Raw genomic sequence first — 13,742 nt, forward strand, 5'->3', positions numbered from 1 at the left:
CATGAAACGACATCTGTTGAGCGCCGCAGCACTCGTGCTGGTAGCTTCGTTCGCGCACGCCGAATCCGGTGCCCCCGCCACCGCCGCCACCGCGAGCGCCGCCAAGGCAGGAGCCTCGTCCGGCATCGCCACCCAGTACATCGAAGCGGGCGTGCGTCCGCAGGACGACTTCTTCGAACACCTGAACGGCAAATGGCTCAAGTCGGTCGAGATCCCGGCCGACAAGTCGACCTGGGGCGCCTTCCACCAGTTGCGCGACGACACGCTGCCGCAGCTGCGCGCGATCATCGAGAAGGCCGCGATGGAAAAGAGCGCGGCCAACGGCACCGAAGCGCGCAAGATCGGCGATTTCTACGCCAGCTATATGGACGAAGCGCGCCTCGAGCAATTGGGCGCCAAGCCGCTGGCGGGCGAACTGGGCAAGATCAACGCAGTCAAGAGCAAGGCCGAACTGCCCGCCATGTTCGCCCACCTGGGCCGCATCGGCGTCAATGTGCCGTTCGTGTTCTTCATCCACCAGGACGCCAAGGACTCGACCAGGTACGTGGCCGACCTGTACCAGGCCGGCCTGGGCATGCCCGACCGCGACTACTACCTGAAACTGGACGACGCCAAGCTGGCCGACACGCGCGCCAAGTACCAGCAGCACGTCGAGAAGATGCTGGCGCTGGCCGGCGGCAAGAACGCCGCCAAGGATGCGAAGGCCATCGTCGACCTGGAAACCGAGCTGGCCAAGGTCCAGTGGACCAAGGTCGAGAACCGCGACCCGATCAAGACCTACAACAAGGTCGAACTGTCCAAGCTGGCCGCCATGGCGCCCGGTTATGACTGGCAGGCGTGGCTGAAGGCGTCCGGCCTGCAGGGCAAGGCCGACTACCTGATCGTCAGCCAGCCGACCTACCTGAAGGGCTTCACCGAGGTGCTCAACCGCGTGCCGCTCGAGACCTGGAAAGCCTACCTGCAATTCCAGACCGTGAACGGCTACGCCAACTACCTGTCGAAGGCCTTCGTCGACCAGCGCTTCGCCTTCAACGGCACCACCCTGGCCGGCATCCCGCAACTGGAACCGCGCTGGAAGCGCGGCGTCTCGACGCTGGAAGGCAGCCTGGGCGACGCGGTCGGCAAGCTGTACGTGGCCAAGCATTTCCCGGCCGAGCGCAAGGCGCATATGGAAGTCCTGGTCAACAACCTGCTGGCGGCCTACAAGGAATCGATCGACACCCTGGACTGGATGAGCCCCGCGACCAAGAAGGAGGCGCAGGACAAGCTGGCCAAGTTCACGCCGAAGATCGGCTACCCGAACAAGTGGAAGGATTACGCGGCGCTTACCGTGAAGCGCGACGACCTGGTCGGCAACGTGATGCGTTCGCGCGAAGTGGAATACAACCGCGAACTGAACAAGCTGGGCAAGCCGATCGACCGCGACGAGTGGGGCATGACGCCGCAGACCGTCAATGCCTACTACAACCCGGAACTGAACGAGATCGTGTTCCCGGCCGCGATCCTGCAGCCACCGTTCTTCGACGCCAACGCCGACGACGCGGTCAACTACGGCGGCATCGGCGCCGTGATCGGCCACGAGATCAGCCACGGCTTCGACGACCAGGGCTCGCAGTACGACGGCAACGGCAATATGCGCAACTGGTGGACCGAGGAAGACGGCAAGCGCTTCGGCGAAAAGACCAAGGCCCTGATCGCGCAGTACGCGGCCTTCAGCCCGCTCGAAGGCTACAACGTCAACGGCGAACTGACCCTGGGCGAGAACATCGGCGACAACTCGGGCCTGGCGATCGCCTATAAAGCCTACAAGATTTCGCTCAAGGGCAAGCCTGCTCCGGTGATCGACGGTCTTACCGGCGACCAGCGCTTCTACATGGGTTGGGGCCAGGTGTGGCGCACCAAGATGCGCGAGCCGGCGCAGATCGCCCAGATCAAGACCGACCCGCATTCGCCGGCGCAGTACCGCGCCAACGGCACGCTGAAGAACCAGCCTGGCTTCTATGAGGCGTTCGGGGTCAAGGCGGGCGACAAGATGTACCTGGCGCCGAAGGATCGCGTGATCATCTGGTAATCAGCGGTCATCAGCGATAATCGAGGTACGAAAAGGGCCGCTTGATGCGGCCCTTTTCATTGGTGCGCCCAGCATGGGCGCACTCTTGTGGGTGAAAGTCCCGCCGCGAGCTGACCACAGTGAGCGAAGTGAAGTGCAACTGCGGAAGGGTGACCGACCGTGGGGAGCCATTGCATGCAATGGCGCACGGATCGAAACTGCGAGCCGATGGACAAGAACCGGATACAAGGCGCTGCCGAGCAGGGCGAGCGGGCCAATACACCTCAAGCACTGGAAACGTGGCTCGACAATCTACCGGGAGCTGCTGAAGCCGGGGGCGAGCCCGAAGGTGGCTCTATTGGTGGCGGGAAACGGCCGTCGCTGGTGGCGCAACAGCCGACTCGCCCTGAACAACGTGTTGACGATTGCCTACTAAGACCGTCTTGGCATGCCTCGTCTCACTTAACCTCAACTGCTCGAACCGCCCGGTGCGGACCCGCATGCCGGGTGGTTGGGAGGGGGCAGTCAGCATGCTGACTGCCCCTATCCCGATGTGCGGTCCCTGGCGGCTGTGGATGAGCCTTGAACTGCCGAGTCGGTTTCTGGTCCGGCTGGCGTTGCCCATTTTCCCAACTCTCGGGAGGCATCGGCAGCCAATGCCGACAGCGCACAAAAAAAAGGCCGCGCTGAGCGCGGCCGGGTAAGTCAGAAGAAGACTTAGCGTGGAACGATGGCGAACTGTGGCGCGGTGCTGTAGTCAGGCTTGACACTACGCGACATGAACGTGGCCCAGGCCTTCTTGCCTTCGGCGCCAGCGGCATCCGCACTCATCGCCAGGGCAGGCTGCATATTCGATGGGTAACCCGCCGTCGCACTCGAGTAGCCGGTCATTTCACCAACCTGCAACTGGAGCGCCGAAGCTTGTTGGGCAGTACCGCAACCGAGGTTAGCGAACTTTGGCGCATCAGAGAAGTCCGATTTCTTGAATGCCTCGGCAATCGTGGTATAGAACGGGCTGGAGTCACTGTCGCGGAACGTCATCGCATACATCGCGCCATGGATATAGCAAGCGCCGTCACCGTTCATTCGTGCAATCGGGAACTTCGCTTTCCACTTCAGCAACGGGGCTGCCTTGGTATAGCCGAGTTCGGCAGCATGGCCAACGGCCGCGGTGAAGAAGTCATCCATCCACGGCGCCAGAGCGGTGCCACTCTGATAGACCAGCGCATAACCGTTGACGATGGCGCCAAGCTTATTGGCGTTAGGGTTGGTGACATATTCAGCGTTGTACCAGTCAAGATTATGGTCGAGAATCTGGTTGAAGTGTGCTTTCAGGCGATCGGCGTCCGGCGTGATATACGAGACTTGCGCCAACGTACGCAGTGCCCATGCCTGGCCGCGAACCTGCTCTGGTGCCAAAAGACCTTTGACGTTCTGACGATAACCCGGATTCGAATTGAACACGTTATACATACCCCAGAACTGCAGTTCTTCCAGGTAGTAATGGTCGCCAGTGACCATGTATGGAAGGTATGCAAAACCTGGCTGGTGCGAAACATCCTCGACCAGTGGCGTGGCGCATGCTTCTCTGCTTGGGCAGCTCGGGAACCACTCGTGCTTGTCCGTTGCAGGGTTCCAGGTATCACCCGGGTTGCCAACGAGCGTCATGTAAGGATAGTCGATCAAGCTGACCGGCTGACCGGTGTTCTTGTCACGATAGTGCATGGACCAGCTGCCTGCCAGGTTCGCCGTGCCGAGTGCCGCGTTCCGTGCACGCTTGTCCATCGTCAACAGGTACAGCGCATTCCAGGTTGGCAGCAGGCCGATATCTTCGCGGCCGCCAGTTGCCGGCATATAGGCGAGCGCCAAGCCATTGCCCATCGGCTTGGTGTTCGAGTTGTGCCAGGACGCATCCAGATTGGCCAGCGTCGCTTCCTGAATTTTCAACGTCGGGTCATAGTTAGGAAGCGCGCGTGAAGCGATCAGGTAGGCAGGATCGAGTTTGACATTCACCTGCGGCTCGTCGCCACCGTACCAGAACAACTGGCGCCAGCGGGCATGGTGCATGTGCGTCAGACTTGCCTGGGTATAGACTGGCTTGCCGCCCACCAGGACTTGCGCATCGTAAGTAAAGTTTTGTGGCGCAGCTTCATACGCCCAGTTGTTTTCCAGGATGACGTCGACACGCGCTTTGGCGCTTGATGGATACCAGCGGATCGCGAAGCGTGCTTGCAGGTGTGGGTGGGCAACGCCTGCGCTCGTCATCAGTGGCGCGGATACATGCCATTCATTGGCGGATGCGCCAGCCAGCCAGGTGCTGCTCTTGCCGGCCTTGAGCAGTTGGTCGGCAGAAGCCTGATAGACAACGCCCGCGAGCTTCGCGCTTACCGAGGCGGTGAAGCCGCTGGCCAGCAGTTGGCTTGCCGATACAGTGGCCGGCGTCGTCGCGGCGCTGGTCGACACCAATTGCAGCGTACGTACCTGGCCCGCGTTCAAGGCTGGCACGACGGCCGAGATGATCGCGTGACGCACCGTGCCATCCGCGTGGCTGGCCTTGACATCGACCTGGAGCGGGAGGGTTGAACCATCTTCGAGACGGCCTACCAGACCTGCGCCCTTGGCAAGATGGCCTGGTGCGAAGATCTGGCCGAACGTGACCGGGACATTCTTCTGGGCGGCAGCTGCACTGGTATTTTCGAGCTGGACGCTGGTGATTGCTGCGCCAGTCACCGGAGGCGTCGGGGTTGGCGTGCCCGGCTTGACCGGTGCAGGCGTGTTACCAACATTGCCGCGGCCGACAACGACTTTCGCAGCAACGCTGCTCTCGGCACCGGAGGTCACCGCTGGATCTTGGGTCCCACCGCCGCCGCAGGCAGCCAGGACTGCGCCACACAGCGTACTAAGCAGGGCGCGGGAAGTCATAGAATACATGGAAACTTTCATGGTGGATGTCTTGTCTGGAGTTGCTGTGATCAAGATTGTCGATCAACTGAGAAACTGAAGATTACGCCAAAGGAAAATAAATTCCCAGTGGAATTAAACTTTCCGGACAGAATTTTCGCCAAATACAACACAAAATTAGCGTATATTCAATGAATATTATTTGCCTGGAAATCGAAATCTTGAAATATTCTTATTATTTATTGATAAGCCGAGGCAAAAAAAAACCCGCCTCGCGGCGGGTGTTGATATTGGGACAAAACCTATTTCAAAGTTGATACCATATAATCGACTGCTGCTTTGATGTCGGCATCCGCAGCGCTGGATCCGCCTTTGGGTGGCATAAAGCCGGTCTGACCCTGGAACCCTTTGATTGCGTGTTCGTAGAGAACGTCGCTGCCTTGCTTGACACGCGCAGCCCAGGCTGATGCATCGGCAAGCTTCGGCGCACCGGCAATGCCAGCCCCATGGCAGGCAACGCACGCCGCATCATAGATTTTCTTGCCTGTAGCCTGCTCGGTGACCGTGGGAGCAGACGCCGATACTGCTGCAGATGACGGCGTCGCCGTTGGCGCCGCCGGCGCCGCCGTAACAGCTGATCCCGGCGCAGGCGCGGCGGCGCCTTCTACAGTAGAAGCAACGGGCGCATCCGGCTCCTTGAAGCTGGCACCGCTTTTGTTGGTCATGAATGCGACTGCCCGCGCCACTTCGATGTCATCGAGGTCCGGATTCCCCCCTTTCGGCGGCATGGCTCCCAAGCCCGCAATCGCATGCTTCGTCAACACATCATATCCTTGGGCAAGGCGCGTTTTCCAACCTGCGATGTCACCAGTCTTGGGCGCACCGGCAGCGCCGCTATCGTGGCATGCCGCGCACACCGCGGCATATACCGCTCCACCAGCCTGCAATATTCTCGGTGCATTGACATCGACAAGGCTGAAACCATTTTCGGCAACCGGACGTACACGCTCTGCAATTGCTTCCGCATTTTGACCATCACTGCCCGCACCGGTCAGGCGCGCGCTAGTGACGAAGGTGACAAGTAGGATAATGCCGATAACGATAATCAGGAAAAACCCTGTTACGGCGACGATAAGTTGTTTCGGTGTCCGAATTAATGATTCTTGTTCGTGATGTACGTCGCTCATGATTTCCTTAAGTTATTAAAAAAACCGGGTCTCACGCTCTGAACTTTGCTGGAAATTTTGACTGCAGTCAATGTAGCAAGTGGCCGATTATAGGCTCAAAACTTGCTATTTGTAACTTGAAATCTCGCTATTGAAACGATTTTGCATGGACTTGCAGCCCGAAAAACTGTATCCTTGCGCACGTTAGTGGTCCTCGCGGCTGTAGCTCAGTGGATAGAGTATTGGCCTCCGAAGCCAAGGGTCGTGGGTTCGATCCCCGCCAGCCGCGCCACTCAAATCAAAGACTTACGTGATTCTCCAAGCGTAGGCTCCCTGAAGTTCAGCTCTTCGATTACTTGGTGTACCCGCTGTGTACCCCAATTCAGCCATTTAACTTCACTTGCGCGAGCTGTTTTCTTGGACGTTTTCTAGCTCGGCCGAAGAATCCTTTGATGACAAGGTGCGCTCTTGGCCGGCTGCCTGTTGCGACTAGCAGCCCAATTGTAGAGATTGAGTTTGGGGTGGCGAACGTTACGCCAACCACGTCAACCTTGTTCTCGGCCGCTATCTTAGCTGCTTAATGTGCTCTTGTAGAGCCAGGGCGACTGGGATGTTCATAGCTGCAAGTGCAGCACCTATCGACAAGCGCCTGCCGCGCCTCAGTGTGTTGCGACAGGGCTTGTGCGTCGTAACTCAATACCACCGCCACCAGCTCCGCTAATGCGTCGCCCATACCCTCGCGGTACCAGTGACTGCAAGGTTCTCGTTCCTTCAGCATGGCGGCAAGCCAGCGAAGCCCGTCAAGACGAAGTGTGCCGCCAAACTCTGTCGTCAAGAAGTGGCAGAAACGGGTAACGCATTCTTCGTCGCGGGCCAAGTGCACGACCGCCCAGCGTTCGTAGAGATCCTTCATCCGCAGGGCCGCGCCTGGATGCAGCCGGGTCAGCGCGCTTGCGTTGCCGAAGCCGAGCAGGTCGCAAACCAAGCGCTCGCCGTAGAACCAGAGGCCAGGTTGCGACCAATTCGCTGCAAGGCCGTAATCCGCAGTGGCCCGCCAGACGTGTTCGAATGCGACCGGGTCGACACCTTTATCCAGACGCAGGAATGATCTGCATTGGCAGAACTAGACACTTTCGGACGCGAGTTTTTGGTCAATAATTCCTTTGCGGGAGGACTTGGCCATGAAGCGCAAACATTTTCCAGCCGAACAGATCGTATCGGTCTTGAAGCAGGCTGAACTGGGCATCGCGGTCGGCGACATTGTCCGGCAGCTTGGCATTTCTGAGCAGACGTTTTACCGCTGGAAGAAGCAGTACGGCGGCATGCAATCCGAAGGCGTGCGGGAGCTCAAGATTTTGCAGGACGAGAATACATGGCTGAAGAAATTAGTAGCTGAGCTGAGTCTGGACAAAGCGATCTTGCAGGACGTCGCATCAAAAAAGTGGGGCGGCCTGCGCTGAAGCGTGAGGTGGTCGATTACATCATCGATCACTATGGATTGAAACTGGCGCGGGCCTGCCGGCTGATCAAGCAAGTGCGTAGCACGCAGTATTGTCGAGCAAGAAGGATTCCAAGCTGGAACTGCGCCAGCGCCAGCGCCAGCGCCAGCGCTTGCGCGAGCTGGCCCAGGTACGCGTGCGTTGGGGCTATCGGCGTCTGCACGTACTGCTCAAGCGAGAGGGCTTCCAGCTGGGAGTCAATCAGACCTACCGCTGGTACTGCCTGGAGCAGCTGCAGTTGCGTGCCTGGCGCAAGAAGCGGCGCAAGAGCGCGGTAGCCCGCCAGGCGCGCATGCAGCCACGTCAGGCGAACGACGCATGGAGCATGGATTTTGTAGCGGACCAACTCGCAGACGGAACGAAAATACGACTGCTGACGATCATCGACATTTACAGCCGAGAGTGCTTGGCCATCGTGGCCGGCCATCGCCTGCGCGGGGAAGACGTTGTCGCTACACTAAACCGGATTATTGCAAAACGCACGGCACCGAAATGCCTGTTTGTTGACAACGGCAGCGAATTTTCAGGACAGATGCTGGACCTGTGGGCCTACCACCGTCAGACCAAGATCGATTTCAGCCGGCCCGGCACGCCGACCGACAACTGATTCATCGAAACCTTCAACGGATCGCTACGTGATGAATGCCTTAACGTTCACTGGTTTACTTCTCTGGCCGAGGTCCAGTCGGTCGTGGAGGCATGGCGCATTGACTACAATGAGATTCGGCCTCACATGGCTCTCAAAGGCCAAACCCCGACGGCTTTCGCTGGGAGCGCGGTTTCTGGAGGGCCGGAAATAGGCCATTAACCGACCAGATTCTCAGGTCCAAAGTGTCCATAGAATCCAAGCAGATCAAGCAGTATTTCCAGCAGCTCGCGAGTGTCTAGAAAACTCGTGGCGATTCACTCGATCCTTTGCAGATCACTATCAAGCCAATTTACAGAGCAGCTAGTGCTAGGAAGCAGCGGCATAGCTAATATAAGCATAAGGAGGACAATGAAAGGCAGGATAACTTTCCACATCTCCACTCCTCAGCCATGTTGTTCAAGCATTTACTACCTGCAGCGTGACACTATTTGTCCGCTGGAGGCTCCGTCTCCAGCAAATGCCACTTCAAGTCGGCACTGTCCAGCGGAAGCATCCAGTCGCGTTTCGGGTCGGGGAAAGGTTGTCCGGCCGCCAGCCAGCGCTGCCGCCAGGCCTGGTTGACTTCCTGTTCCAGCGGATGACCCGGTGCAAGCCATGGCTGCCACGTACCCGTGGTTGGACAGGCCTTGTTGCCGGCGCATTCCACGGGCGGTGCCAGGCGTGCGACTAGCCGCGACAGCCTGAGCGCCGTACGCGGCGCGACCGCGCCACCGTCGTTACGCATGGTGAGCACACGTTGCCAGACGATGCCTTCGATGGCTTTCGACCCCATGCCGTCCGAAAGGCGCGGTTGCTCGAACGCTTCGCCCTTGCCGTAAAGACCGGGCGCGATGCTAGCCAGAAAAGTGCGCACTTCGGCTGCTTCCTGTGGCGGTGTCGGTTGCCAGTAGCCAGCAACTGGCGCCTGCAGGGCATTGGTCGTTTCCTTGATCGGCCGGAACACATAGGCGCTGTCAAGGAAGTAGCGGCCCTTCCTGAGCGAGGCTTCGGTCGGTGCCACGGTGCTCGGCGCGGGCACGACGGCCATGGCCGCGGCAAGCAGGCTTTCGCGTTTGCCGTCCCAGGGTGGCAGGGTGGCCGGCGGCAGGGGCAGGATCTTGTCGAGGTTGGGGAAGCGGCGGTCGGGATTGAAACTGAGCGCGTCACCAAGCATGTCGTAGCGTTGACCGCGTGCCTTGTCGATGAAAGGTACAAACATGTTTGCCAAGTTCCTCGGGCGGTCGAACTCACTCGCCAGGTTGTTTGCGCAGAACGCGCAGCCTCCTTTCACGCCCTCGTGCAAGGCGCGCATCACCCGATCAAGGGTTTCCGGAGTTCGCTTTCCAATTTGCATTCCGTCAGGCGCTCTGGGAACCGCAAACATGGGTTCCATTTCCACTGCGGCCGGGCCGTATCCTTGGGCGAGCGCGCACTCGAACATCTTGATCGCGATCGGGATGTTGCCCCAATAGCCCGGCTTTAGGCCGTCCGCGCCGGCGTCCATCTTCTCGCCGAGGAAGGCCATTGCCTGCGGGCTGCCCATCTGAGCCGCTTTCTGGAAGTAGGCATAGGCGCGGTCGGCACTGGCGCTGACGCCCGTGCCGTTAAGATAATAGGTGCCCATCCGGTCATAGGCGGCCGGGATACCGAGGTCTATGGCCTGCCACATCAGCGCCACTGCCTCGCTCTCGCCATGCGGCGGATCGTGCCGTTCTAGGTACAGGCTGGCCAGGTTCAGCATTGCCTTCCAATGATGCCGTTCGGCGGCCTGGCGGGTCAGCTTGACGATTCTTTTATAGTCGCGGTCGTCGACGTAAGTCGTACCGTCTTCCAGCGCGCGCGCCTCGAGGAACCAGTCATCGGCCTGAGCATCGATCGGCGGCACCTTGCTCGCTTCGGTCTGGCAGTCGAACGAGGCAATGTGCGGATCGAAGGGCGCCAGTTCTTGCATGTGGGGGAGAATCTTGGTCTTGTCCATGTCGCAGGCCGTCAGAAGAAAAAGCGTGATGAGTAAGGTCGCTGCACTGTGGCGACGCTGTGGCGAAGAAGCGGCAGAAGTACGCATGGCTCAATCTACCCATGTCGTGCGATCGAGCTCCGACCGTCCGATAGCGGGACGATGAAGCCCTCCATCTTTTTGTCTGCTGAATCGCTTGAGAGTGCCTTTTGTCTGTCCTTGTTTAGATTCATGAGCTTTACCCAATCCTTGAAGGTTTTTGCGATTTCCTGTGGCGTAGCGTTTCCGCCGTCGTTTTCTTTGGTCGCGAGCTGCGTCCAAATTCGCTTTCGTAGGTCGGCCGCGTGCTGCGGGTCGTTCGTGGCGAGGTTGATCTCGCTGTCCGCGGCCATGCTGCGCTGGTTCAGGTTGGCACTACCGAGCGTTAAAAAGCCGTCGTCGATCAACAGCAACTTGGAATGGATGTAGATTTCCCGATAGCGCCATTGGCGCCGCGCTTGGTTAAACTCGCAGGCGTTGAGCACGGCGACGCACACCCGCAGGCCGTATGTTTCCTCAAGGATTAGCTCGGAAGGCTTGATGATTCTGTTCGCAGCCCTGACAACCTCAGGCAACGTCGCCCGCTGGCCTCCTGAACCTTTGAAGTCGAACTGCTTCGACTCCGGTTGCCTAGCCTTGTTGACCCCGTTGAACTTGTCGATCATCTCGACCTGCCCTTTCAAACCGTCCTGTTGCCCCAGCGGAGCAAGGGTCTCGTAGGTGCGTGGAATCATCTCCGCCGCTTCCGGGGCCGGAATGACGACGAAGACGTGCATGATCGGGATGTCTTCGGGGCCCTTGCCAATTTTCGCGCAGTTGCGATTCCACCCGGCGATCACCTTCTTGCGGACTTCCAACAAGTGTTTAGCCCACTCCTCGTACTGGAAATACTGGTTCTCGAGGTACAGGTAACCCGTCCCACCGGCGGCGACGCGGGTTGCATTGAAGTAGATGTCCTTGATCGTGAAGTCGTCTTCCTCGGGCTGGGTGCGGACGATCTGCACCGTCGAGTCGCCGCGTGCTGCCTTGCGTAACAAGGCGGGAGGCGGTGCGCTGCACACGTACCGCTTCGTTTTGGCACCGCCGGCACGTTCCCAAGCACTTTCAAAATTTTCGTGAAGCGGTATCAATGCCCGGCCGCCGTCGATGCGGCAGGCGTAGTCGCGGTAGGGCTTTTGCGTCTCGAAATCATGCAAGCTGTCCACACCTTGCGTTTTCTCTTTTAGCGTCTTGTCGCCACCCTGCTCGCGTAGCGGATTCTCGACGGCATGCTCTTCGGTGTCCCAATAGCTGGTCAACGAATTCAATCCCATCACGTAACCGACAGCTTTTTCTCCTTGCTTGTAGGCGAAATCGATCAGTATCGGCTTCTGGTGATGGGTTCCGTGATGCTCCATCAAGTAATTCTCGACACCACCGAGTTGCGTCTGCTCACGGGCGAGAGATGCTTCGTTCTTGTCGCAGTCTCCATCGCGCAGACGTATGCTGATGCCTTGCAGCCGCCCAGCGAATGCTGCTTTGTACCAGCTGCAGCAATACTCCTCTCTCGCCATTGCCGCAAGTTTGCCGCCCGAGACGTTCCACTCCTTTTTATGACGGTTCTCCCGCGCATGCTCGCGTATCAGTTGCAGGCTGGCCTTTGCATTGATTTTTTGGACTTCGAGATCGCTTGACTGAATCCGCCAAGGGTTCTTGTCATGGGTGTGGCCCGGCATGTGTTTCTGTTTCTTACCGCCGATCCAGCTATACCAGACCAGCAGGCGAACGCGTACACCGCGCCTCCCCGCCGCGATCAGGAGATCGCCATAGGTTTCGGCCCGCGGCCAGGTATAGCCATTTCGCGTCAGCTCCATTCCGGGGTCGAAACCCCAGCACACCAAATCAATACTTTCCTTCGCTTCTTTGATGTCTTTGGCGATAGCGGCAAAACCATCTTTTCCACAAACATGAAGTGTGAGTTTGTTGTTGTGCGTGATGGGATGGGTGACTTCCCCTTTTTTGTTCTTGTCTTCCGCGAACCATTGGATGGTGCTTGTGGCTTTGCAGCTGACTTCGTCGATGTGAACTTTTTCGGTTCGTAGAAATTTTTCAGAGCTCATGAGGTTTCCTGTTCTGTTCGCATCTGTCAGGAATAGGTACGGCCTTCCGCCGATCCGTCTAGTGCGCGTGCTCCCTCATTCGAGAGGAGCTGCTCGCGGTACAGGGCTTTGTCCTTGGGATCAAACCTCTCCCAGGCTTTCAGGTCGCACTTGTCGCCGTTCGCCAGCTCGACCGTGTATGAGGTGTACTGTCAATAACGGACACGCTTGTCTTAAGCCGCCCGCGGCTGTTCGCTGAAGGATTCGGCGAACAACGCTGGCGGAACAAAGCCGATGCGGGAATGACGCCGCTGTCGGTTATAGAAAATCTCGATGTATTCCTGAATCGATGCCTTGGCTTCAAGACGGGTGGCATAGCGGCGATGATGGACAAGCTCATTCTTCAGCGTGCCCCAGAAGCTCTCCATCGGCGCGTTGTCATAGCAGTTCCCACGGCGCGACATCGACGCGCGCATGCCGAATTGCGCCACCAACTCCTGATAGGCATGGGCGCAGTATTGGCTTCCACGGTCAGAATGATGGATCAGCCCTGGCGCCGGCCGCTTGTGGCTCACGGCGCGCCACAAGGCCTGCGTTGTCAGTTCCTGCGTCATGCGCTCGCCCATCGCGTAGCCGACGATCTCGCAGGTAAAAACGTCCTTCACGCCGGCCAGGTAAAGCCAGCCTTCGGCAGTGGGAATATAGGTGATGTCCGTCACCCATACTTCGTTGGGGCGGCTCGGCGCGAACCGCTGTTCCAGCAGGTTCTCAGCTACTGGAAGGTTGTGGTTCGAATTCGTCGTGGCGATGAATTTGCGCCGCTGCTTGCAGCGCAGATTGAGCTCCTGGCGCAGGCGGCGAACACGGTCGCGACCAACCTCATGGCCCTGTGCAGCAAGCTCCCGTTTAATCCGCGGCACCCCGTAGGTCTCACGAGTCTGCCGATGCACTGCCGTGATCAGGATTTTCAACCGGGCGTCTTCCTGCTTGCGTGTCGATGGCTTGGCCCGCAGCGAGTCGTAATAGCCGCTGCGCGAGACGTCCAATATCTTGCACATCAGTTGCACAGAATAGTCAGGAAACTCGAGTCGCATTGCCTTTATCCACGCGTACTTGGCAGCGACTCCTGCGCAAAGTACGCCGCCGCTTTTTTTACGATGTCCCGCTCCATCTCTGCTTGGGCCAGCTGCTTGCGCAACTTCGCGTTCTCCGCTTCCAGCTCGGCCACGGAGCGGCTTCCAGGTGCTGCTGTTACCGCCGGCCCGCGTTTGGCTGCGGCCACCCAATTGGCCAGCGTCCCTTTTGGAATGCTGACGCGTGCCGCCGCCTGCTCAATGGACAGGCCCTGCGCCAGCACCAGCTTCACGGCTTCTTCCTTGAGTTCCGGGGTGTACGTCTTTTTCAATGTCTTCATAAAGGCTCCT

At 58.7% G+C, this 13,742-nt stretch carries 7 protein-coding genes, 1 tRNA gene and 1 pseudogene; 3 read left to right on the forward strand and 6 right to left on the reverse strand.

The window, feature by feature from the left end:
• The first annotated feature begins 1 nt into the window (after position 1).
• A complete protein-coding gene (locus AC56KW_RS12205; protein ID WP_497170998.1) occupies positions 2-2,071 on the forward strand; it encodes a M13 family metallopeptidase in 2,070 nt (689 codons plus the stop codon).
• A 696-nt stretch (positions 2,072-2,767) separates the two neighbouring features.
• On the opposite strand, the gene AC56KW_RS12210 is transcribed toward AC56KW_RS12205, so the two are convergent.
• Together AC56KW_RS12210 and AC56KW_RS12215 are read right to left on the reverse strand one after the other, a co-directional pair.
• On the reverse strand, positions 2,768-4,993 hold the full coding sequence (locus AC56KW_RS12210; RefSeq protein ID WP_497170999.1) for a hypothetical protein: 2,226 nt from the start codon (positions 4,991-4,993) through the stop codon (positions 2,768-2,770).
• A 260-nt stretch (positions 4,994-5,253) separates the two neighbouring features.
• Positions 5,254-6,138, reverse strand: a complete 885-nt coding sequence (locus tag AC56KW_RS12215) for a c-type cytochrome (protein WP_497171000.1) — start codon at positions 6,136-6,138, stop codon at positions 5,254-5,256.
• Between the two features lie 195 nt (positions 6,139-6,333).
• Here AC56KW_RS12215 and AC56KW_RS12220 point away from each other — a divergent pair.
• A tRNA-Arg gene (locus tag AC56KW_RS12220) sits at positions 6,334-6,409 on the forward strand.
• A 285-nt stretch (positions 6,410-6,694) separates the two neighbouring features.
• On the opposite strand, the gene AC56KW_RS12225 is transcribed toward AC56KW_RS12220, so the two are convergent.
• Positions 6,695-7,102: a hypothetical protein gene (locus AC56KW_RS12225; RefSeq protein WP_497171001.1), complete on the reverse strand. Its 408-nt coding sequence runs from the start codon at positions 7,100-7,102 to the stop codon at positions 6,695-6,697.
• A 196-nt stretch (positions 7,103-7,298) separates the two neighbouring features.
• Between AC56KW_RS12225 and AC56KW_RS12230 the strand changes: the two are divergent.
• A pseudogene (locus AC56KW_RS12230) lies at positions 7,299-8,424 on the forward strand (IS3 family transposase).
• Between the two features lie 265 nt (positions 8,425-8,689).
• On the opposite strand, the gene AC56KW_RS12235 reads toward AC56KW_RS12230, so the two are convergent.
• The 3 genes from AC56KW_RS12235 to AC56KW_RS12245 form a co-directional block, all read right to left on the reverse strand.
• Complete coding sequence (locus tag AC56KW_RS12235; RefSeq protein ID WP_497171002.1) at positions 8,690-10,309, reverse strand: tetratricopeptide repeat protein; 1,620 nt, start codon at positions 10,307-10,309, stop codon at positions 8,690-8,692.
• An 8-nt stretch (positions 10,310-10,317) separates the two neighbouring features.
• Positions 10,318-12,339, reverse strand: coding sequence for a phospholipase D-like domain-containing protein (locus tag AC56KW_RS12240; protein WP_497171003.1), 2,022 nt, complete (start codon positions 12,337-12,339; stop codon positions 10,318-10,320).
• Positions 12,340-12,551: 212 nt separating this feature from the next.
• Positions 12,552-13,732, reverse strand: a protein-coding gene (locus AC56KW_RS12245) for an IS3 family transposase (RefSeq protein ID WP_497171004.1) whose coding sequence is annotated in 2 segments (ribosomal slippage) — positions 12,552-13,465 and positions 13,465-13,732 — 1,182 coding nt in all. Because the reading frame shifts where the segments join, the coding sequence is not laid out codon by codon here.
• Positions 13,733-13,742 lie beyond the last annotated feature (10 nt).

The sequence above is a fragment of the Telluria sp. RT2P19 genome (genome assembly GCF_059685725.1).

What these genes read in the sequence shown, in the direction of transcription:
- AC56KW_RS12240 (WP_497171003.1), bottom strand. Translation starts at nt 12,339, where the DNA reads ATGAGCTCTGAAAAATTTCTACGAACCGAAAAAGTTCACATCGACGAA.
- AC56KW_RS12205 (WP_497170998.1), top strand. Translation starts at nt 2, where the DNA reads ATGAAACGACATCTGTTGAGCGCCGCAGCACTCGTGCTGGTAGCTTCG.
- AC56KW_RS12235 (WP_497171002.1), bottom strand. Translation starts at nt 10,309, where the DNA reads ATGCGTACTTCTGCCGCTTCTTCGCCACAGCGTCGCCACAGTGCAGCG.
- AC56KW_RS12210 (WP_497170999.1), bottom strand. Translation starts at nt 4,993, where the DNA reads ATGAAAGTTTCCATGTATTCTATGACTTCCCGCGCCCTGCTTAGTACG.
- AC56KW_RS12215 (WP_497171000.1), bottom strand. Translation starts at nt 6,138, where the DNA reads ATGAGCGACGTACATCACGAACAAGAATCATTAATTCGGACACCGAAA.